Below are 20,333 nucleotides of genomic sequence, written 5' to 3'. Positions count from 1 at the left end.
GAAGATCCCCCTACCCGGACGCCCGGACACCCGGGCCATCAGTTGATCCACGGTGTCACAGCGCGCGGCGCCGAGGGCGGAGAACCTGTGAAAAGGCCGGGGCGGTGTGCGCGATACGCACAGCGGTTCCGGTGCGGCGCGACAGGCTTCCGGTCCTCACCGAAACTCCGTGCGCCCCTCAGTCCGTGGAAGTGGCTCGGTAGTCGGGGTCGTAGAGGCGCAGCATGGAGACGAAGCTGTCGAGCAGGTCGAGCTGTTCGGGCCTGAGCGCCGGGGCGTTGAAGTGCATGACCGTGTTGCGGACGTTCTTCACTCTGCCGAGCAGCCCGATGAAATGGTCCCGGTCAACGAGAGGCCAGCCGAGCTTGGCCCAGCGCTCTTCGTCGTCCAGAAGCCGGATGTACTCGCCGAACATCAACTCGTCGACGGACTTCCTCCTCTTGTGCACCTGCTGGACGTCGGAATCGTCGTAGACGCGCCCCAGACACCGCCGCAGTCTCCGCTCGATCTCGCCCAGGGTGAAGAAGGGGCGGGCCACCGTGCCGAACTCGCCGGCGAGGTCGGCTGAGGTGACGATGCCGGTCACCCGTCCATCCGCGGCTCGGACGAGGACGAACTCGTGTTCACGAATGGTCGGCAGAACAGGCAGCAAATGCGCCGAGGCGTTGACGATCTCGTACTCGCCGCTGATCGCGCTGGCCAGACACATCTCGCGCCCGGTCGCGTGAATGTGGGCAATCGATGCCCACGTGACAACCCCATGGAGGGTCCCCGAAGCATCGATCACGGGAAGCTGTGAGTACCCGAACTCCACCATCCTGCCCATCGCGACGGACAGAGTCTCGTCGGGCGTGATCGATGTGACGCTGTCGGCACACCGCAGGTCGTGCACCCGCATCGCCGTCTGCGGGAACTTGCCGACGGCTTCTTCGGCGGCGTCCGCCGGATCCTTCTCGCCGTCGCCGTCGCCATCGTCCGTACCGACACCGACACCGTGCTTGAGGCCGATCGGTACGACTTCGACCTCGACGTCCTGCGGGCCGGTCGCGAAGTCCGGCACCGTGGTCAGTCCGACGCTGGTCAGATCAAGTCGGATCTGCGGCACGGAGGCGTGGTCACGGACCCGGAAGCCCCATCGGGACAGAAGATCCCGGATCGACAGCGTCACGCCCTCCAGGCTCTTGAGCACGGCATCATCCGGCGTGGGCATCGTCCGCCCCCTCACGCACCGCGACCTTGCCCATCTCCCGGTCCACGAGTTCCAGGAGCCTGGCCGTCCGGCTTCGGTAGAAGCCCTCGAAGTCGTCGGCGCGCAGCGTCTTGGCGTCGATGAGGTGCGTGCCGACGATGTCGTCGAACCAGTCACCCGGGCTGCCGGTATGCCGTTCGAAGGAGGACAGGTACGCCGACGGCACGCTGGATCCCATCGCTTGCAGCGCCCTGTAGGACAGCGGCGTCTTGTTGACGATGCTGCTCATCCGTGTCCCGTCCACGCCGTTCTGCTCGAACCAGGATTTGGGGAAGACCTGCCGGATGTCCACGTACTGCCCGATCAGGAACTGTTCGTTGATCGGCTCCTCGTGGAAGAACCAGTCGATCACCCCCTCCTTGAGGAGCAGAGCGTGCACGCCCTTGTACGCGGCACTGTTGCGCGAGGTGAGCCGGTGCAGGCGCTGCTCCTGGAACGTCGCCTCCGTGATGGTGTCGGGCTCCGGACCGCCGTCCTTGATCCACCCGACCACCTGCTCGACGTCCCGGACGAAGCGGGTGTCCGTGACGCCTCCGTAGAGCTCGCCGAGCACACCGCACCAATACCAGCGCGCGAGCTTGTCCTGAACGTCCCGGTCCTCCACGAGGCTCCCGAGGAGGACACCGATCGCCGTGAGTGGCACGATCTGGGAGCCGTACGGCAGGTCACGCTCGCGGAAGACATGCTGCGCCCCGAGGAACCGGCCGACCCAGGACAGCGCTTCGGCGGCCTTCGGCGCGATCCGGGTGTAGTCGGTGAGCGGCAGGTGCAGCAGGTCGCGGCGCTTGCAGCTCACGGCCGGCGCGTTCGTCGCCCCCGGGTGCTCCGCGAGAAACGCCTGCTTGCGCTGATGCGTGCGAACCAGCGCGATGGCCTGAAGGAAGTCCAGGCTGCTGAGCCCGGTCTCCTGACCGCCGTCCTTGTCCGTCGTCCCGAAGACCTGGTGCTCCGAGCACAACGCGCCCTTGATGGCCCGCCAGTCCTCGATGAGGCTGAAGTCCTCGCCCCCGTTGCGCTCCGCGTACTGCGCGTCACCGGCATAGGTCGCCGTGAGCAACTCGAAGACGTTGAGGACGACGCCGCCGGTGTTCACTCGCTCGAACACGGAGCACACCGCTTCCTTGCGGGTCTCCTTGGGCAGCCGGATCAGCGGCACCTTGAACCCCTTGACGGTGTCGATCACCCTGGCCTGGAAGGCCGACCACAGGTCCCAGCGGTCTTCGGCGCCACTGACGTAGACCCGTTGCCACTTCCCGGTCTGCTCCGGCTGGAAGATCAGGTTCAGGGGGAAGAGGCCGCTGGTGCACTCCTTCTCCCGTGTGGTGAGGTCGCGTGGAGCGCCCCGGCCCAACGCGCCCCGCGCGACGCGGTCCTCGGGGACGGAGAGGATCGCCTCGTCCCGGTCCGCGGTATCGTCCACGGCTTTCGCGATGTCGATGTAGTACCAGCGCTTGAGCGGTCTGTTCCGGGCGCCCGTCGTCTCCACCGGACGCTCCGACCTGAGCGCCTGGAACAGAGACGTCAGCCGCTGCTGACCGTCGAGCAACAACTGCTCCGGAACGACCTGCGGGCCCACCTCGGTGCCATGTAACGGGCGCGCCCTGAACTGGGCTTCACCGCCCGTCTCCAGCGTCATCGCGACACCCAGCGGGTAGTCGAGCGTCACGGTCGCCAGCAGAGCGCTGATCCGGTCGTCGTCCCACTTCCACTGCCGTTGGAAGTCGGGAAGCTGAATCCTGCCGACAGCGACATCGTCCAACATCTTGCCCAGGCTGGGCCCGTCGAGCGCCATCCCCACCCCCAGTGTCGAAGACGCTCCCCTGCGTCACGGAAGGGACATGCTAGCGGCACTTTCCCGTCTTCGACCGGGCGCTCGGGTCGATCGTCGACCGGACTTCGACAGGGCGGGCAGCAGATCCGCCTCTTCGCCCGCGGGTCGGACACCCGGCCCGCCCTCGGGGGCGGGCCGGATGCTTCAGGACACCGGCAGTCCCGGCGCCGGGTGGGCGTCCATCAGCTCCTTCACCTCTTCCCGTACCTTCCTGATCGCGGCCTCGTCGCCCGTACGTGCCGCGTCGACCGCCGTGGTGATCCAGGTGGCGACCGTGCCCATCGCCGAGGCGGGGACACCGCGGGAGGTGAGGGCCGGGGTGCCGATCCGGATGCCGGAGGGGTCGAAGGGCTTCCGGGGGTCGTAGGGGACGGTGTTGTGGTTGACGACGATGCCCGCGCGGTCGAGGGCCTTGGCCGCGGTCTTGCCGGGGACGTCCTTGTCGGTGAGGTCGATCAGCAACAGGTGGTTGTCGGTGCCGCCGGAGACCAGGTCGAAACCGCGGGCGGCCAACTCCTCCCCCAGTGCGCGGGCGTTCGCCACGACCTGGTGGGCGTAGGAGCAGAAGCCCGCGGTGGCGGCTTCGCCGAGGGCGACCGCGATGGCAGCCGTGGTCTGGTTGTGCGGGCCGCCCTGGAGGCCGGGGAAGACCGCGCGGTCGATGGCGCGGGCGTGTTCGGCGGTGGAGAGCAGCATCGCGCCGCGCGGGCCGCGCAGGGTCTTGTGCGTGGTGGTGGAGACGACGTCCGCGTGACCGGCGGGCGAGGGGTGCGCGCCGCCCGCGATCAGGCCGGCGATGTGCGCGATGTCCGCGACCAGGACGGCGCCCGTCTCCCGGGCGATCTCCGCGAAGCCCGCGAAGTCGATCGTGCGGGGAACGGCCGTACCGCCGCAGAAGATGAGCTTGGGCCGTTCGGCGAGGGCCAGGTCGCGGACCTCGTCCAGGTCGACCCGGCCGGTGTCCCGGCGGACCCCGTACCGGACGCCGCGGAACCAGCGGCCGGTGGCCGAGACGTCCCAGCCGTGCGTGAGGTGGCCGCCCATCGGCAGGGACATGCCGAGGACGGTGTCGCCGGGCCGGAGGAAGGCCAGGTAGGCGGCGAGGTTGGCCGGGGAGCCGGAGTACGGCTGGACATTGGCGTGCTCCATCCCGAAGAGGGCCTGGGCGCGGCAGATCGCCAGCGTCTCGACCTGGTCGATGACCTGCTGGCCCTCGTAGTACCGCTTGCCGGGGTAGCCCTCGGAGTACTTGTTCTGGAGCACGGTGCCCGAGGCTTCGAGCACGGCGGCGGAGACGTAGTTCTCGCTGGGGATCAGGCGCAGGGTGTCGGCCTGGAGCCGCTCCTCCGCGCTGATCAGGGCGGCCAGTTCCGGGTCGGATGCCCTGAGGGCCGGATGGTGTGACGCGGTGGCGGGTGTGGTGGTGATGGGCCGGGTGGTCATGGAAGACGTCCTTCCGGGTCGGCCGCCGTACGCGGCGTGGACCCGGATGCCCAGGCGGACGGCTCTCCGGAGATGACGCCCCGGGCGCACCCGGGGTGTGCCGCTTCCTCGTGGTCGGTTCCACGGAGCGCCCCTGCCGGGGCACGCGCCAGTCGCGGCGTTCGGCAGTTTAGAGGGTGGGCCGGCGCGGCGGTGGCCCGGCGCACGAAGAGGCTGCCGCGACCGCGCGTGACCGGTGACGGAACGGGGCAGATTCCCGGTGACTTTTCGGCTCGACGGTGGGGGACCGTTATGGAGTCCGGTGATCGGTACGGCGTTGCGGGGTACGGGGCCGACGGGCCCGTGCCGCCGCCTCCTGCCCATGCGCCTTCCGTCGGGCCGCCGCCGCCCGGTGCGGCTCTGCGTGCGGTCGGGGCCGCGCTGCTCAATCTGACCGGACTCGGGCTGGGTTACGCCCTGTTGGGGCGCTGGGTGCGGGCTGCCGGATGCTGGGCGGCCACGGCGGTGCTGCTGTGGGTGGCGTTGCCCGCCGATCCGGACGGGGTGCCCGCGGGTGTCCTCGTCGGGTATCTGCTCGTCCTGGTGCTCGCCGCCGCCGACGGGGCCCGGATCGCCCGGCGTTCGGCGCTGGGCGGGGCGTGGCGGCCCGTCCTGGCAGTCGGGCTCGGGGTGGTGCTGCTGGCCGTGCCGGCGGGCGGGGCGGTGGTGTACGGATCCGCGCGGGACGAGGCGCGGGAGCAGATGCTGCTGGACCGGCTGGCGGCCGGGGACGAGCGGGTCGCGGTGGCCTCGCGGCAGCCGTTCGGTTCGGCCAAGGGGGAGTACGAGAAGGGGCTCGACGTCTATCGCGCGCTCGGCGACGACCATCCCGGCTCCCGGGCCGCCCAGCTGGTCCCGGACCGCCTGAAGACGTATTACGACGCCGTCTCCGCCCCGTACGCGAAGAAGCGGCACTGCGAGGCGGTGGAGCCGTTGACCTATCTGCGCGGGCTGCCGGACTCGGTCGACGCGAAGCTTCTCGGGGCCCTGGCCGCCTGGCCGGACGAGCCCCTCGCCGAGTCGCTGTACGGCTGCGGCGATTCCGCTCCGCGCAGCTGGGCGGGCGGCGGCCACGGCCCAGGTGAAGGCGGTGAAGGGGGCCGAGCCGTGTGCGGCCACCGGCGTGCTGCGCAGCCTCGGCGCCACCGCGTCCGGGCTCCCCGCCGAAAACGTGAAGTCGCTGCGCGCCGATGCCGACGAGGGCGTCAAGAACGGCTCGTACGCCTGCGGGGTCGACCAGTTCAAGGACCGGAAGTTCGACGCGGCGCGCACGACGCTGACCGATTTCGCGCGGACGTACAAGAGCGACGGGCGGGTGCGGCGGGCGCGGGACATCGCCATCGCGGCGGAGATAGCCGACGACCGGCCGGCCGCGGGCAAGCGGCTGCCGCCGTCGAAGCGGCCCGGAGGGGCCCGGATGGAGCTGGTCATCAGCAATGACGCGCCGAACGCGGTCGAGGTGCTCTACACCGGCCCGGTCACCGGCACCGTCACGCTGAAGGCCTGTGCCGGCTGCAAGCGGTACAGCGCCTCCGACGGAGCGCGGCAGGCTTGCGGGGCGAGCGGCAGGAACTATCCGAAGGCACGGCTTCAGCTGCCCGCCGGGGAGTACCACTTCCTCTACAAGCACGGCACGGGCGTGACCGCCCGGGTGGACAGCTACTCCTCCGGCACGAAGGTCCAGCCGGGCTACACCTACACCAGTTGCACGTACGTCATCGAGCGCAGCCCGTTCGACCTGGACCTGCCGCTGCTCCCGGACCCGATCCAGCCGGTGCTCAGCCCTTGGGACGCGGGTTCTTCTCGATGACCCGGCCGTCCAGCTCGGCGGTGAGGAAGGCGCCGCCGTGCGAGTCGGAGACGTACACGCGCAGCACCGGGCGGTCTTCGTGGAAGGGCGAGGCGGGGTCCACGATCACGTAACGGCTTTCCGGCTCGTCGACGTTGAGCGTCTTCTCCGCCGTCTTCAGCAGGGCGGGCAGCACGTCCCAGTCGACGGAGTTCAGGTCGATCGTCGCGGACCCGGACATCAGGGTGCCGCCCATGTCGTCGTTCTCCGCCCGGCCGTCGCGGTAACTGAAGCGGTCGTACAGCGCGGCGTTGGACTTCAGCGGCGCCTCGGCGGAGGCGTGTTCGCCGTAGAGGGTGAAGTCGGTGACCTTCGTTCCGCCCATGAGCGGCTTCAGTGCCTTGATCGCGGCCCGCGCTCCGTCCGGGGTCAGCAGGTTCTCGGGCTCCGGTACGTCCTTCTCGTCGGACGAGTCGGACGGGTCGGACGGGTCGGACGCGCCCGCACCGTCGGCGGCCGGGGCCGGGGCCGATGCCTGCGGTGCGCTGGCGCTGTCGCGGGGGCGGTCGTCGCTGTCGGAGCCCTTGGAGAACGGGTCCACCATCCAGAGGATGACGCCCGCGATGACCACGGCCGAGACGACGGACGAGGCGGCGCTGATCATCCGGACCCGGCGCAGGACCCGGCGTTGGCGCTCTTCCGGGGAGCCCGGAGCGCCCGGAGCGCCCGGGGTGGCGAACGGTCCGGTGACGACCTGTTGGTAGCCGTGGCCGTGGCCGTGGCCGTAGCCCGTCGGTACGCGGTCCTCTGGCGCGGCGGGCGGAGACACGGAGGCCGTCTGCGTGGGCGTGGTGTGCACGGACGCGGGCCGTTCCCGTACGGGCTCCGTGGGCGTCGGGGCCGGGCTCCCGCCGGTGCGCGCGGCCTCGGCCAGCATGCGGTCGAGGGCTTCGGCGTCCGGGCGGGCCGGGATGTTCCGGGTGAGGAGTGCGGTCAGCACCGGGGTGAGGGCCCCGGCCCGGGCCGGCGGCGGGATCTCCTCGTCGAGCACGGCGGCCAGCGTGGCCAGGGTGGTGGCCCGGCGCAGCGGGTGGCGGCCCTCGACGGCGACGTACAGCATCATGCCGAGCGACCAGAGGTCGGAGGACGGATCGCCCTCGGTGCCCCGGATGCGCTCGGGGGCTATGTAGTCGGGCGAGCCGATGAGGGCCCCGGTGGCGGTGAGGCTCGTCGACTCCCGGATGGCGGCGATGCCGAAGTCGGTGAGGACGGGGCGGCCGTCGGTGCGCAGGAGCACGTTGGCGGGCTTGACGTCACGGTGCTGGATGCCGACCGCGTGGGCGGCGCGGAGGGCGGAGAGGATGCCGCGCCCCAGTTCGGCAGCCTCGGCGGGCTCCATGGGCCCGGCGGCGAGCCGTTCGTGCAGCGAGGAGCCGGCCACCAGCTCCATCACGATCCACGGGTAGCCCTCCTCGCCGGGGTCGACGATGTGGTGGACGGTGACCACGTTGGGATGGTCGACCCGGGCCAGGGCCCGGGCCTCGCGCAGCACCCGGGCACGCAGCGTGCGGGCGCCTTCGGGGTCGTAGTCCTCGAGCGCCGGGTCCGGGGGCCGGACTTCCTTGAGCGCGACATCACGGTGGAGCGCCTCGTCCCGGGCCCGCCAGACCATGCCCATACCACCACTGCCGAGCCGCTCCACCAGCGTGAAGCGGCCGTCGATCACCCGTCTCGCAGGGGCCTCTTCGCTCATGGGCCGTAGCGTACGGGGGGCGTACGACAGCGGGTCGCGGGGGCGGGGGTCGGGAGCGGGAGCGGGCCGCAGCACGTCACGGCAGTGGACGTACGACAGCGGACGGAGGCGGTGCGGTGCGGTGGGCGGGTGTGCCGGTACCGCGCGGCACTGCGCTGCGGTACGGGCTCAGCCGGCCGACTGCCGTACGACGTGGGTGAGGTGTTGGCTGATCGCTGTTCGGCCCCAGTCCGCCGCCGCGCCGGTGCCCTTGCTTCCCTCGCCCCGGGCGCAGTTCCACAGCCAACGCTCACCCGCGCCCGCGGACGGCCCCTGGTAGTCCTCCTGGTCCGTGATCCACCGGGCCGCCGCACGGATCGTCTCCGCGCGGGCGTCCCCACGGGTGGGAACCTTGGCGAGCAGGTACGCGCGCCCGGTCGTGTAGCGGAGCAGCCCCCACGGCGGGCCTCCCCCGCCCCGGTGCTCCTGCCTCAGTGAGCGGGCGGCGAACGGTGCGTAGTCCCCGTAGTGAAGCAGCTCCCGGTAGCCGGGCCGGTTCTCCAGGATCTCGTGCCACAGGGCGAGTTCGTGACGAGGCGCCTCATCGGTTCCCGCCACCTCGATCCCGCTGACGTCCTCGGGGAATCCACCCGCGATCACCGCGACGCGGTTCCAGGCCGTCAGCGGAAGCAGGGCGTCGAGCGCCCGCAGGGCTTCCTTTCCCGCGTCCGGCCGGGTTTCCCGCACCGCGTCCAGGTCGAGGAGAAGATCTCGGCGGACCCCGTGGTCGAGTGAGTCGAGCAGGCGTCGGGTGTCGTCGGCGCACCCTTCGTTCCAGCCGCCCGGGAGCGCGACGCGTATGCCGATCTCACCGAAACCGGCCACCGCCGACCGGATGGCCGACCGCTGTTGTTCCGGGGGGCGTTCCGGCCCGGTCACCGGCCGCAGCGACGATCCGGCCCACACTTCGGGAAGCAGGGTGGCCGGTAGGCCCGTCGTCCGGTCCGCGTAGGGGGCGTCCAGCCAGGCCGGACTGTGGCGCTGCGCATGGGCGGCCCGGTGAGCTGCCCTGCGCAGCTGCGCGGTGTCGCCGGTCGTGCTCGGCGGCAACGTCCACAAGGGAGCCACCTTGCGCCGGACGTCCGGCGTGAGATCGCCGTACGCGCGCGTCGCGGACGAACGGGTCGGAAGCCTCGGCACGTACAACGGCAGCGGTACGGACATGGCGGCCCCCTCGACGCTCCACGCACCCGTCGTCCGCATCCAGCGTGCGATGGACCGGCAGGGGCGAGAAAGAGGGCGTTCTCAGCCAATCGGCGCGAAATGCGCCCGGGCGGTCCTCGCTGCCCTCTCCGGGACGAGCAGCGCGGAGAGAGCCGGCAGCAGCCGCCGTCAGGCCGAGGCGCGTTTGCGGGTGGCGGTCGTCTTCTTGGCCGTGGTGCCGTTGCTCGACGACGTCTGCTTCTTCGCCGCGGTCTTCTTGCCGGTCGCCCGGCTTCCGCCGCTGCCGCTGCCGCTGCTCCCGGAACGCGCACCGCGTCCCGACGACTTCTTCGCCGTCGATGTGGACTTCTTCGCGCCGGTGGACTTGGGGGCGGACTTCTTCGTCGTGGAGCTTCCGGAGCGGGTGACCGTCTTGCCGGTCGGGGTGCGGTGCGTGGTCTTCTTCGTGGTACCCCCGGACGACCTCGCCGGTTCTTTCCCGGTGGACCCTTCGGAGGCCTTTCCGGCGGACCTGCCGGTGGACTTGCCGGTGGACTTGCCGGTGGACTTCCCGGCGGTCTTCCCGGCGGTCTTCTTGATGGGGTGGACGTCGGCCATTTCTCCGTCGCCGTCACCGCCGTCCGCGTCCTGTGCGTCGGCGTCCTGCTCGCCCCGGGACTTCCTGGCCGCCTGCACGCTGTTCTCCAGGGCCGCGATCAGGTCGATGACCTTGCCGCCGCCTGCGTCCTCGGTCTCGGCCGGGCGCACGTTCTCGCCGGAGGCCTTCGCGGCGATGAGTTCCTCCACCGCCTCCCGGTAGTCGTCGTGGAGGCTGTCCATGTCGACCTCGCCGAGCGTGTCCATCAGGGCGTCCGCCAGGTCGAGTTCAGCGTCGCGGACCGTGACGTCGCCGTCCGGGGCGACGCCCTCGGGGGCGCGGATCTCGTCCGGCCACAGCAGGCCGTGCATGGCGATCACGTCGTCGACGACGCGGAGCATGCCGAGCCGTTCGCGGCCGCGCAGCGCGTACTTGGCGACGGCGACCTTGTTGCTGCGCTTGAGGGCCTCGCGGAGCAGGGTGTACGGCTTGGCGGCCGGGACTCCGTTGGCGGAGAGGTAGTACGCCGCGTCCATCTGGAGCGGGTCGATCTGGTCGGCGGGCACGAACGCGACGATCTCGATGGTCTTCGCCGTGGGCAGCGGGAGCTGGGCGAGGTCCTCGTCGGTGATCGGGATCATCGTGCCGTCGGCGTCCTCGTAGGCCTTGCCGATGTCGCCGGCCCCGACCTCCTCCTCGTCCAGTTCACAGACCTTGCGGTACCGGATCCGGCCACCGTCGGCGAGGTGGATCTGCCGGAAGTGGATCGAGTGGTTCTCGGTGGCGTTGACCAGCTTGATCGGGATGCTGACCAGCCCGAAGGAGATCGCGCCGTTCCATATAGACCTCACCGTTCACCCCTTGTCGACCGCCAAGGACTCTCTGGCAGATGAAAACGTTGGAAGATTCAGACGTTTTCGTCCGATTTCATGTGACTCTTATCGTATGACGCCGATCACCGAGGTGGAGGGGCGACGGGTCTCGCTCAGCAATCTCGACAAGGTTCTGTATCCGGCCACCGGGACGACCAAGGGCGAGGTGCTGCACTACTACGCGGCCACGGTGAGCGGCGTGATCCTGCCCCATCTGCGCGACCGTCCGGTGTCCTTCCTGCGGTATCCGGACGGGCCGGGCGGCCAGCTCTTCTTCACCAAGAATCCGCCGCCCGGTACACCCGCCTGGGTGGCCACCGCCGCCGTTCCCCGGAGCGAGGACCAAAACGCCCGGCAGGTGGTCGTGCGGGATCTGGCCTCGCTGATGTGGGCGGCCAACCTGGTGGTGGAGTTCCACACCCCGCAGTGGCGCACCGACGCGCCGGAGATCGCCGACCGGATGGTCCTCGATCTGGACCCCGGCTCCCCCGCGACCGTCGTGGAGTGCTGCACGGTGGCGCTCTGGCTGCGGGAGCGGTTGGCGGCCGACGGGCTGTTCGCGTACGGGAAGACGTCCGGGTCCAAGGGGCTGCATCTGCTGGTCCCGCTGGAGCCCACCCCCTCCGGCGAGGTGTCCGCGTACGCGAAGCGGCTCGCGGTGGAGGCGGAGGCGGCCCTGCCGGGGTTGGCGCTGCACCGGATGAAGCGCGCCCTGCGGCCGGGCAAGGTGTTCGTCGACTTCAGCCAGAACGCCGCGTCCAAGACGACCGCCACGCCCTACACCCTGCGGGCCCGGCCCGAGCCCACCGTCTCGGCCCCGGTCGGCTGGGACGAGATCGCGGGGTGCCGGGAGGCCGGAGCCCTGGTGTTCCGCGCCGGGGACATGGCCGGACGGCTGGACCGGTACGGCGATCTGCTCGCCCCGCTGAACGATCCGGAGCAGGCCCGTCCGCTCCCCCGCACCACCGAATCATCTTGACCGGGTCATGACCTCGTTACGGCCCGAGGAAAGGCCACAAGTGGCGGGTGGATTGTCGGAGCCGTGGTGCACACTCTGCGCAGGCGCTTTCTACGGGGCGCGCCGGGAGAGGTGTGACGGACAGGGCGCGCCAGCGTGCGCGCCGGTCCGGGCGCTGTCGTGGTCGTGGGGAGGGGATGGCGTGTTCTCGGGGATCGATGAGGTCGACTGGGCTTCGATGGAGCATGCCTACGGGCCTGCCGACGATGTGCCGGAGCTGCTGCGGGGGCTCGCCTCCGACGATCCGGCGGAGCGGGAGGCGGCGCTCGACGGCATGTACGGCGCGGTGCACCACCAGGGCGATGTGTACGCGTGCACGCTCGCGTGCATCCCGTTCCTGTTCGAGCTGGTCGTGGACCCGGGCGTGCAGGACCGGGGCAGTGTGGTCGAACTGCTCACCAGCATCGGCGGTTTCGACCTCGACGAGGACGACGAGGCGGAGATCGACGAGGACGAGATCGAGGGCGCCGCGAACTACGCGATGGCGGCTGCGGCGGTCACCGCGGGCGCGGGGGTGTTCTTCGAGCTGATCGCCGACGAGGACCCCGGCGTACGGCTCGCGGCCCCGCTGGCGCTCGCCACGCTGCACCGGCACCCCGTGCGGGTGCTCGCGCTGCTGCGCGAGCGGCTGCCGGTGGAGCCCGACGAGGAGGTGCGGCTCGCCCTGGTGGAGGCGGCCGGCCGGGTCGCGCTGCGGCACCGGCCGCTGGCGGGGCGGGCGGCGGAGTGGCTGGGCCGGCTGGCGTCCCGGGCGCACTCGCCGGGGCTGCGGCTCGCGGCCCTGGCGCAGTTGGCGCGGTGTTCGCCGGACGGGCTGCCCGGTGATGTGGTGCCGGTGGTCTCGGGGCTGCTGCGCGAGATGCGTTCGACGCCGAAGGAGCCCAGCGCCCCGGGAGGGGCCGCCGCGCCGGAAGGGGACGCCGCGCGGGCGGCGGACGAGCCGGACGCCGGCCCGGACCCGAAGCCGGACCCGACGCCGGACGCGGAGCCGGCGGACCCCGAGCCGGCCGCACCGGCGGAGACCGGGCGGGGCGAGCACGTCGTGACGCCGACGCTCGTGGGGCAGCTGCGTTCGCTCTCGGCCCAGGAGAACGCCGGATCCGGCACCCCCTGGGCCGCCGATCTGCTGCGCACCCTGCACGTCGGCCTCGACGACCGGGTGGGCGACCGCACCGCGCTGCTCGCCGACCAGTTGCGCAGCCCCGACCGCCGCCAGCGCATCGACGCCGTCCGGATGAGCGGCGGGCTCATACGGGCCTGGCGCGGCCCGTACGAGGAGCTGGTGGCGCTCATCGGCGATCAGCTCGCCGACCCCGAGCCCCGCCTGTCCGAGGCCGCGTCCCACGTCCTGGAGGAGTTGTTCGGCCTCGCCGCGCCCGCCGCCGACGCCCTGGCCGCCCGGCTGGCCGCCGACCCGGGGAGCTGGGTGAAGACCTGGGCCAGCGGTCCGCCCGGGCTCGGCTCCACCGTCAAGGCCCTGGCCCGCCTCGGCGACGCCCGTGCGGTGCCCGCGCTCGCGGCGGCGCTGGAGCTGGAGCAGGTGGCGCACGACGTGGGGTTCGCGGTGGGCCATCTGGGCGCGGCGGCCCGGCCGCTCGCCGGGGCGCTGCGGCGCAGGCTCGCGGAGGTCGAGCTGGACGAGGGCGCCTACGACCGGGCGAGCCCGCTGCTGGCCGGGCTGACCGGGCTGCGGGCGGGCGAGGCGGCCCCCGAGGTGCTGCGGGTGCTGCGCGGGGCGCCGGAGTACCGGGGCGAGTGGCTGCGTACGGCGGCGCTGCGGGCGCTGGGTTCGTTCGGGCCCGCGGCGCGTGAGGCGGTGCCGGAGCTGCGGGCGCTGATCCGCCGGCCGGGGACGGCCTCCGCGACGGAGGCGGCCGAGGCGCTGTTCGCGATCTCCGGGGACGCCGAGGCGGTGCTGCCGGTGCTGATCGAGGGCCTCCAGTCGGACCAGGTGCACGACCGGCGGGCGGCGGCGACGGCGCTGGGGGCGCTCGGGCCGCGCGCCGCGGTGGTCGCGCCCCGGCTGCGCGGGCTGCTGGCGCACGAGGAGCTGTGGCTGCGGGTGGACGCGGCGGTCGCGCTGTGGGAGGTGACCGGCCGGCCGCAGGAGTCCACCGAGGCGCTGCTCGCCGGCTGGGAGCGGAGCCGTCATGTCCGGGTCCGGGTGGCAGAATGCGTGGCACGGATGGGGCCGGTCCCGGAAGGGTCGGCAGCGGCACACGTCCTGCGGAGCGAACTCGCCTCCGTACGCCGTCACAACGCGATCGACGGCGGGTACGGCAGTCATGACATCCACGAGGACGAAAAGCTCCTGGAGCTGTGCCGACGGGCGCTCCGGGGGACGGGGAAAGGGACCACGGCATGATCATTTTCGGTACCAAGGGCTACCTCTACCAGCTGGCCGTTCTGACGATGGTCTGCGGCTGGTGCGGCAATCCGGCGGCGCACACCCTGCGCAAGCGGGTCACGAAGTTCACGCTGTTCTTCGTGCCGCTGTTCCCGTTCTCGACGAAGTACGCCACGCAGTGCACGTTCTGCGGCGGGGAGCGGCAGATACCCAAGGAGGAGGCGGACCGGCTGCTCGCCCAGGCCGCGGCCGGGCAGGACGGCAACGCCTACGGCCAGGCCCCGCAGCAGCCCGGCGCCACCCCGCCCGGCCAGAACCCGTACCAGCGCTGACCCGGATCTGAGCCGGCCCTCCCCCAGCACCGCCCCTGCGGCGACCGTGGAGCCACGCACCGTCACGCAGTGGTGCGAACCGGGCATTGCACACGGCCGTCCGATTAGGGTGTGAAGCCTCTGTCGTCGAGGAGGAGGCGAGCCGTGCGCCCGCACCGCGCCCCGGCGGCGACCCGTACCGCCGTGTTCGCCGTCGCCGCGCTCGCCCTGCTGTCCGGCTGCGGCGGGGCCGGCGGGCTGAAGAGCGCCGGGGACGCGCCGTCGGCCGTCGAGCCCCAGCACCTCTGGCCGGATCTGCCGCCCGCCTCCTCCGCCCCGTACGACTACGGCGAGGGCGAGACCGCGCGCATCCCGGGCATCCGGGTGCCCGGCGACGAGGTGCGCCGGCTGGACCCGGTGACCGTGGCCCAGGCCGGTCTGAAGGCCAGGACGAACCGGGACAGCGGGCTGGACGAGCTGCCGGACGCGACGGTCCGGCAGATCACGGCGTGCCGGACCGCCCCGGACGACTGCCCGGTGCTCGCGCCGTACTACCGCGACCTGACCGGCGACGGCAGGGACGAACTGGTGCTGGGCATCCGCATGCCCGATCGACAGCTCGCCGTGCGCGTGTACATGCCGGACAAGGGCGGGCTCACCCGGATCATGTCCACCTACGACGCCGTCATCAGCGTGGAACTGGCGGGCCGGGACGTGATCATGCGGGCTCCGTCGGTGATCCCGGGGTACGAGTACCGCACCGCGTGGTCCTGGGACGACCGGCAGCGCGCGATGCTGCCCACCCGGGACGAGATCCTCCGGACGCCCGAGCACCGGAAGGCCCCGAAGCCGCGACGCACGCCGACGCCGTCCGCCGACGCCGCCACCCGTACGCCCGCGGAGACGCCATGAGCCGTCGGCGCCGGTTCCGCTCGCCCTCCTGGACCGCGAGCCTCACCTGGAAGTCCGCGGTCTTCCTGACCGCGATGTGCTGCACCCTGGCCGCCCTCCTCGGCGTCCTGGTACACACCGCGGTCACCCGGCAGACCGTCGACCACGCCCGCGAGAAGGCACTGGCCCGGCTGGAGGTGGTCACCGACGCGTACGAGGCCGGGGAGCCGCTGCCCCGGGGTTCCGGCATCGACCCGCCGGGCCTGCCCGCCTCGCTGCGGGCCCTGGCGGCGGGCGGCGAGCGCGGCACCGTGGTCGCGGACGGACCGCACCGGCCGGGCGACCCGGACGGGCAGGGCGGCCCCGCCATGTGGGCGGCGGGCCCGGCGGACGGGCGGGCGCTGGCCACCTGGACGGACTACAGCCACAGCGCCCGCACCATCGGCGGCCTCGACCGGGCGATCATCGGCTCCTCGCTGCTGGCCATCGCCGCCACCCTGCTCGTCGGGCTGTTCGCCGTCGGCCGGGTGACCCGCAGGCTCCACCAGAGCGCCCGGGTGGCCCGCCGGATCAGCGCGGGCGACCTCGACGCCCGGGTGGACGACCCGCGCACCGCGCGTCCGGTCCGCGCCCAGGACGAGGTGGCGATCGTGGCGGGCGCGCTCGACACCATGGCCTCGACCCTCCAGCGCAAGCTGCAGACCGAGCAGCGGTTCACCGCCGATGTGGCGCACGAGCTGCGCACCCCGCTGACCGGTCTGTCGGCCGCCGCCGAACTGCTGCCGCCGGGCCGCCCGGCGGAGCTGGTGCGCGACCGGGTGAAGGCCATGCGGGCGCTGACCGAGGACCTGCTGGAGATCTCCCGGCTCGACGCCCGTACTGAACAGGTCGACCTCGCCGTGCACGATCTCGCACCGGTGGTGGAGCGGGTCGTGCGGGCCTCGGGCACCGACACCGAGGTACGGGTGAACGGCGCGGCCCGGGTGGAGACCGACCGGCGGCGCCTGGAGCGGGTGCTCGGCAATCTGGTGGCCAACGCCCACCGGCACGGAGGCCCTCCGGTGGTGCTGAGCGTGGACGGCGCGGTGGTCTCCGTACGCGATCACGGGCCGGGGTTCCCGGCGTATCTGCTGGACGGCGGGCCGCAGCGGTTCCGCACGGACGGCGCGGGCAAGGGCCACGGCCTCGGGCTGACCATCGCCCTCGGCCAGGCCCAGGTGATCGGCGCCCGGCTGGACTTCACCGATCCGCCGGACGGCGGGGCGCTCGCCCGGTTGACCCTGCCGGAGTACGTGCGGCTCGACGACGGGGATTCCGGCGGGAATCCGGGCCAGGACGGGGCCCCGGAGGGGACGGACACCCCGGACGGCTCAACGGAGGACCGCCCTCACGCATCGTGACGCGTTGCGGACTGTAAGTGGCGAACTTAGCGTGACGAGCACGAGCCCAGCTCGTGTCCCCCACGGTCCCTTCCTCATCGTATGGAGGCAGCATGTCCCCCCTGTCCCGCCCCTCGCGGCTCCGCCGGCTCGGTCTCTGCGTCGCCACCGGCACGCTCGCGGCGCTCACCGCCGCCGCTCCCGCCGCCATGGCGGCCGACCCCCAGCCGGTCGGACAGCGCGCGGAGGCCACCGCGCCGGACCCGACGTCCGACGAGCTCTCCGCCTCGGCCCTCCAGCGCGAGCACGAGGCGCAGCAGAAGGAGGCCCGCCAGGAGGCGCAGCAGCAGGGCCAGGCCAAGCCCCAGGCGCCCAAGCGGACCTACAAGGGACGGGTCATCGCCAAGCCGTACCTGCTGCTCCGTGACAAGCCGACCCGCAGCAGCCGCATCGTCGGCTCGGTGAAGTACGGCTCGGTCGTCAACATCTTCTGCAAGACGCAGGGCGACAACGTCGACGGCAACAACCGCTGGTACCTGCTGACCGACGGCACCTGGGCCTGGGGTTCGGCGCGCTACATCGAGAACATCGGCTCCGCGCCGAAGTGGTGCTGACCTCTCGTCACCCGCACACCCGCGTGTCCGTCCGCCCGTGGAGTCCGGCCCCCTCGCCGCGCGCTCCACGGGCGGACCCGCGCTCAGGGGTCGCCGGCCCGGGCGGGGCTGACATGAGCAAAGGTGTGACATAAGGGAAATACCTCGCACCTCTTGCTACGTTGCGGAGCATGACCGCAACGACGGCGGACGCTCCCCCGCCCGAGCTACGCCTGCCCAAGCGGCGCGGGGTGGAGCTCACCCTCCTCGTCGGGGGCGTCCTGATCTCCGTCCTCGGCTATGCGGTGGTCGGCCTCGCCCACGACGGCGCCGTGCCCCCGGATGTCGCCGGGTACGGCGCCGGGCTCGGCGCGCTCGCGCTGCTCGCCCATGTCGCGGTCCGCTTCCGGGCCCCGTACGCCGATCCGCTGCTGCTGCCGATCGCGGTCCTGCTCAACGGTCTCGGCCTGGTGCTGATCTACCGGCTCGATCTGGAGACCCCGAGGGACCAGGCCGCGCCGACCCAGCTCGTCTGGTCCACGCTCGGCGTCGCGCTGTTCACCGTCGTGGTGGTGCTGCTGCGCGACTACCGGGTGCTCCAGCGGTACGCGTACCTCTCGGTGGCCTCCGCGCTCGCGCTGCTGATCGTGCCGATCTTCTTCCCGGCCGTGAACGGGGCGAAGATCTGGATCCGGATCGGCGGACTCTCCTTCCAGCCCGGCGAGTTCGCCAAGATCCTGCTCGCGGTGTTCTTCGCCGCCTATCTGGCGGCCAACCACAACGCGCTGGCCCACACCGGCCGCAGGGTGTGGAAGCTGCAACTGCCCGCCGGGCGGGTGCTCGGGCCGATCGTGGCGATCTGGCTGCTGAGCGTCGGGGTGCTGGTGCTGGAGCGCGATCTCGGCACCTCGCTGCTGTTCTTCGGACTCTTCGTCATCATGCTGTACGTGGCGACGGGCCGGACCGGCTGGATCGCGGTCGGTCTGCTGCTGGCGGCCGTCGGGGCGTTCGTCGTGGGCTCCTTCGAACCGCATGTCCACGGCCGGGTGGAGGACTGGCTGGACCCGTTCGCCTCGATCGACGCGGGCCGGGGGCCCGGCCAGCTCGCCCAGTCGCTGTTCGCCTTCGCGGCGGGCGGGATGCTCGGGACCGGGCTCGGCTCCGGGCACTCCATCCTGATCGGCTTCGCCGCCAAGTCCGACTTCATCCTGGCGACGGCCGGCGAGGAGCTGGGGCTGAGCGGGCTCACCGCGATCTTCCTGCTCTACGCGCTGCTCGTGGCGCGCGGCTACCGGGCCGGGCTCGCCCTGCGCGACCCGTTCGGGCGGCTGCTCGCGATCGGTCTGGCGTCGATCCTGGCGCTCCAGGTGTTCGTCATCGCGGGCGGGGTGATGGGGCTGATCCCGCTGACCGGGATGGCGATGCCGTTCCTCGCGCAGGGCGGCTCGTCCGTCGTCACCAACTGGATCATCGTGGCGCTGCTGATCCGGGTCAGCGACGTCTCCCGCAGACCGCACCCGGAGCAGGTGGAGACCGGGGTCATCGCGGCGGCCGTGGAAGCCGGGGAGGAGGACCGGTGATCCGCTACATCCGGCGGGCAGCCGCCCTCTGTCTGCTGCTGCTCGTGGCGCTGCTCGTCAACGCGGCCCGCGTCCAGCTCTTCGAGGCCGACGAGCTGGACGACAACCCGGCCAACCGCCGGAACTCCATCGCCCGTTACGACCAGCCGCGCGGCAACATCCTGGTCGGCGACCGGCCCGTGACCGGCAACAAGGAGACCCGCGAGCAGCTCAGCTTCGAGCGCACCTATCTGCACGGCCCGCTGTACGCGCCGGTGACCGGTTACGCCTCGCAGACGTACGGCACCACGCTCATCGAGAACGCCGAGGACGCCGTCCTGTCCGGTACGGACTCGCTGCTGGCGCCGCTGCCCTTCTGGAACGAGCTCACCCGGGGCCGGCAGCCGGGCGGCGATGTCGTCACGACGATCAAGGCGTCGATGCAGGAGGCCGCGTACGACGGGCTGCGCGGGCGGCGGGGTGCGGTGGCGGCCCTGGATCCGTCGACGGGCGCGATCCTGGCGCTGGTCTCGACCCCGTCGTACGACCCCGAGCGGCTGTCCGGGACCGGTGCGGCGGTGACCGACGCATGGACCCGGCTGAACGCGGCCAAGAGTCTGCCGATGCTCAACCGGGCCATCCGGCAGACCTATCCGCCGGGCTCCACCTTCAAGATCGTGACGGCGGCGGCCGCGCTGGACTCCCGGGCGGTGACGGACGCCGACGCGGCCACGGACACCCCGTCGCCGTACGTCCTGCCCGGTACGAGTACGACGCTGCCGAACGAGTCGAGCGGCTGCGAGAACGCCTCCCTGGCGGACGCGATCCGGGTCTCCTGCAACACCGTGATGGCCCATCTGGGCGTGCAGGTCGGGCTGGACGGGATGGTGGACGCGGCGGAGCGGTTCGGCTTCAACGACGCCGGGCTGCGGATCCCGTCCGGGGTGGCGCGGAGCAACTTCGACACGGACATGAGCGAGGACCAGCTGGCCCAGTCCTCGATCGGGCAGTTCAACACTACGGCGACCCCGCTCCAGATGGCGATGGTCGCGTCGGCGGTCGCCAACGGCGGGGATCTGCGCCGCCCGCATCTGGTGGACCGGGTGACGACGAACGACGGGGACACGGTCCGGCAGGAGGGCTCGCGCCCGTACGAGCGGGCGATGAACCCGTCGACGGCCGTACAGCTCCAGCGGATGATGGTCGACGTCGTGGAGAGCGGCACCGGGGCGAACGCGGCGATCGACGGGGTGAAGGTCGGCGGCAAGACCGGTACCGCCCAGCACGGCGTCGACAACTCCGGGCTGCCGTACGCCTGGTTCATCTCCTGGGCCCAGGCCCCCGACTCCGGCCGCCCGGCGGTCGCGGTGGCGGTGGTCGTGGAGGACGCCTCCGCCGACCGGGCCGACATCAGCGGCGGCGGAAGCGCGGCCCCGATCGCCCGGGCGGTGATGGAGGCGGCGCTGGAGGAGTGAACCC

General features: G+C 72.1%; 14 protein-coding genes and 1 pseudogene. 9 read left to right on the top strand and 6 right to left on the bottom strand.

Annotated features, from left to right (window positions below; translation table 11 throughout):
* Positions 1–178: 178 nt before the first annotated feature.
* The 3 genes from KV381_RS25965 to glyA form a co-directional block, all read right to left on the bottom strand.
* A complete protein-coding gene (locus KV381_RS25965) occupies positions 179–1,210 on the bottom strand; it encodes a CBS domain-containing protein (protein ID WP_218786494.1) in 1,032 nt (343 codons plus the stop codon).
* The gene (locus tag KV381_RS25960) at positions 1,194–3,011 is read right to left on the bottom strand and encodes a DUF262 domain-containing protein (RefSeq protein ID WP_230543392.1); all 1,818 of its coding nucleotides are present in this window, start codon (positions 3,009–3,011) and stop codon (positions 1,194–1,196) included. The genes KV381_RS25965 and KV381_RS25960 overlap by 17 nt, the downstream gene beginning before the upstream one ends.
* Before the next feature lie 213 nt (positions 3,012–3,224).
* Positions 3,225–4,523 carry a serine hydroxymethyltransferase gene (gene glyA / locus KV381_RS25955; protein WP_218786484.1) on the bottom strand — a complete coding sequence of 433 codons (1,299 nt, stop codon included), beginning with the start codon at positions 4,521–4,523 and terminating at the stop codon, positions 3,225–3,227.
* Between the two features lie 291 nt (positions 4,524–4,814).
* Here glyA and KV381_RS25950 point away from each other — a divergent pair.
* Positions 4,815–6,372, top strand: a pseudogene (locus KV381_RS25950) (hypothetical protein).
* On the opposite strand, the gene KV381_RS25945 reads toward KV381_RS25950, so the two are convergent.
* The 3 genes from KV381_RS25945 to KV381_RS25935 all read right to left on the bottom strand — a co-directional run bounded on the left by KV381_RS25945 (position 6,341) and on the right by KV381_RS25935 (position 10,735).
* Positions 6,341–8,104, bottom strand: a complete 1,764-nt coding sequence (locus KV381_RS25945; RefSeq protein ID WP_218786482.1) for a serine/threonine-protein kinase — start codon at positions 8,102–8,104, stop codon at positions 6,341–6,343. The pseudogene KV381_RS25950 and the gene KV381_RS25945 sit on opposite strands and share 32 nt — an antisense overlap.
* A gap of 168 nt (positions 8,105–8,272) precedes the next feature.
* Positions 8,273–9,307: a beta family protein gene (locus KV381_RS25940; RefSeq protein WP_218786475.1), complete on the bottom strand. Its 1,035-nt coding sequence runs from the start codon at positions 9,305–9,307 to the stop codon at positions 8,273–8,275.
* Positions 9,308–9,475: 168 nt separating this feature from the next.
* Positions 9,476–10,735, bottom strand: coding sequence for a Ku protein (locus KV381_RS25935; RefSeq protein ID WP_218786473.1), 1,260 nt, complete (start codon positions 10,733–10,735; stop codon positions 9,476–9,478).
* 94 nt (positions 10,736–10,829) lie between these two features.
* Here KV381_RS25935 and ligD point away from each other — a divergent pair, with 94 nt between their 5' ends.
* The 8 genes from ligD to KV381_RS25895 all read left to right on the top strand — a co-directional run bounded on the left by ligD (position 10,830) and on the right by KV381_RS25895 (position 20,329).
* Positions 10,830–11,735, top strand: coding sequence for a non-homologous end-joining DNA ligase (gene ligD / locus KV381_RS25930; RefSeq protein ID WP_218786469.1), 906 nt, complete (start codon positions 10,830–10,832; stop codon positions 11,733–11,735).
* A 181-nt stretch (positions 11,736–11,916) separates the two neighbouring features.
* Positions 11,917–14,139 (top strand): HEAT repeat domain-containing protein, encoded by a 2,223-nt coding sequence (locus tag KV381_RS25925; RefSeq protein WP_218786467.1) that lies wholly within the window; start codon positions 11,917–11,919, stop codon positions 14,137–14,139.
* Positions 14,136–14,453, top strand: coding sequence for a zinc-ribbon domain-containing protein (locus KV381_RS25920; protein ID WP_030079371.1), 318 nt, complete (start codon positions 14,136–14,138; stop codon positions 14,451–14,453). The genes KV381_RS25925 and KV381_RS25920 overlap by 4 nt, the downstream gene beginning before the upstream one ends.
* Positions 14,454–14,597: 144 nt before the next feature.
* Positions 14,598–15,344 carry a hypothetical protein gene (locus KV381_RS25915; protein WP_032790160.1) on the top strand — a complete coding sequence of 249 codons (747 nt, stop codon included), beginning with the start codon at positions 14,598–14,600 and terminating at the stop codon, positions 15,342–15,344.
* The gene (locus KV381_RS25910) at positions 15,341–16,723 is read left to right on the top strand and encodes a HAMP domain-containing sensor histidine kinase (protein WP_218786465.1); all 1,383 of its coding nucleotides are present in this window, start codon (positions 15,341–15,343) and stop codon (positions 16,721–16,723) included. Before KV381_RS25915 ends, KV381_RS25910 begins: the two co-directional genes overlap by 4 nt.
* 92 nt (positions 16,724–16,815) lie before the next feature.
* Positions 16,816–17,316: an SH3 domain-containing protein gene (locus KV381_RS25905; RefSeq protein ID WP_137233484.1), complete on the top strand. Its 501-nt coding sequence runs from the start codon at positions 16,816–16,818 to the stop codon at positions 17,314–17,316.
* A 170-nt stretch (positions 17,317–17,486) separates the two neighbouring features.
* Positions 17,487–18,875, top strand: a complete 1,389-nt coding sequence (locus tag KV381_RS25900) for an FtsW/RodA/SpoVE family cell cycle protein (RefSeq protein WP_030079385.1) — start codon at positions 17,487–17,489, stop codon at positions 18,873–18,875.
* On the top strand, positions 18,872–20,329 hold the full coding sequence (locus KV381_RS25895; RefSeq protein WP_030079388.1) for a penicillin-binding protein 2: 1,458 nt from the start codon (positions 18,872–18,874) through the stop codon (positions 20,327–20,329). Before KV381_RS25900 ends, KV381_RS25895 begins: the two co-directional genes overlap by 4 nt.
* The last annotated feature ends 4 nt before the right edge of the window (positions 20,330–20,333 follow it).

Source organism: Streptomyces sp. WY228, assembly GCF_019287315.1.
GTDB classification, from domain to species: domain Bacteria; phylum Actinomycetota; class Actinomycetes; order Streptomycetales; family Streptomycetaceae; genus Streptomyces; species Streptomyces caviscabies.
Note: the sequence above shows the minus strand (reverse complement) of the source record. Positions and strands in the feature narration are given on the sequence as shown.